Origin of the sequence: Enterobacter cloacae complex sp. IR5441, assembly GCF_049238215.1 — a bacterium.
Taxonomy (GTDB): domain Bacteria; phylum Pseudomonadota; class Gammaproteobacteria; order Enterobacterales; family Enterobacteriaceae; genus Enterobacter; species Enterobacter hormaechei_C.
Genome location: NZ_JBMKIA010000115.1, coordinates 1 through 1,042 on the forward strand (window position 1 = coordinate 1; position 1,042 = coordinate 1,042).

The following is a 1,042-nucleotide window of genomic DNA, read 5'->3' on the forward strand; positions in this document are numbered from 1 at the left end:
AGGAAGAATGCTAATAGCGCGGCTGCGATTCTACTTTTTTCACCTGAACCTGAAGAGGCGTTTGTGGCTCCGCAGTGTGGGCATGACTTTGCTGTTTCGTGTATTTCCTTGCCGCATCCTCGGCAGTAAACCATTGAACTCATTTTTTATCCTCGAGCTTATTTTTAGTTGGGATGCATAATATCCGATGTTTTATAACGATATGCATCCTATATGCTCGGGTGGGATAGATTTCCATTATGGTGAAGGATCTTCTTGAGATCCTTTCTGTAGCGTCGTAATCTCTTGCTCAGTAAACGAAAAAACCGCCCAGCAAGGCGGTTTTTCGAAGGTTCTCAGAGCAGCAACTCTTTGAACCGTGGTAACTGGCTTATGAGGAGCGCAGTAACCAAATCTGTTCTTTCAGTTTAGCCTTAACAGGCGCATAACTTCAAGACTAACTCCTCTAAATCAGTTACCAGTGGCTGCTGCCAGTGGCGCTTTGTCGTGTCTTTCCGGCTTGGACTCAAGTCGATAGTTACCGGAGAAGACGCAGCGGTCGGACTGAACGGGGGGTTCGTGCATACAGTCCAGCTTGGAGCGAACTGCCTACCCGGAACTGAGTGTCAGGCGTGGAATGAGATAAACGCGGCCATAACAGCGGAATGACACCGGTAAACCGAAAGGCAGGAACAGGAGAGCGCACGAGGGAGCCACCAGGGGGAAACGCCTGGTATCTTTAAGTCCTGTCGGGTTTCGCCACCACTGATTTGAGCGTCAGATTTCGTGATGCTTGTCAGGGGGGCGGAGCCTATGGAAAAACGGCTTCGCCGTGGCCTTCTTGCTTCCCTGTTAAGCTTCTTCCTGGAAGATGCCAGGAAATTTCCGCCCCGCCAGTAAGCCGGTACCGCTCGCCGCAGCCGAACGACCGAGCGGAGCGAGTCAGTGAGCGAGGAAGCGGAATATCTCCGGGCTTATCTTTGGCACCGTACGCGCCATAGCTGCATTTTTTAATACGATGCAGGATAGGGCAAACGCCGCAAAATGACGTCATCCGACATCA

At 51.2% G+C, this 1,042-nt stretch carries 1 protein-coding gene and 1 pseudogene; both read right to left on the reverse strand.

Annotation, left to right across the window (positions count from 1 at the left end):
* Window positions 1–143, reverse strand: a pseudogene (locus ACOTX5_RS26610) (hydrogenase maturation nickel metallochaperone HypA); the annotation flags it as partial.
* 307 nt (window positions 144–450) lie between these two features.
* A complete protein-coding gene (locus ACOTX5_RS26615) occupies window positions 451–564 on the reverse strand; it encodes a replication initiation protein (RefSeq protein WP_071778980.1) in 114 nt (37 codons plus the stop codon).
* Between the last annotated feature and the right edge of the window lie 478 nt (window positions 565–1,042).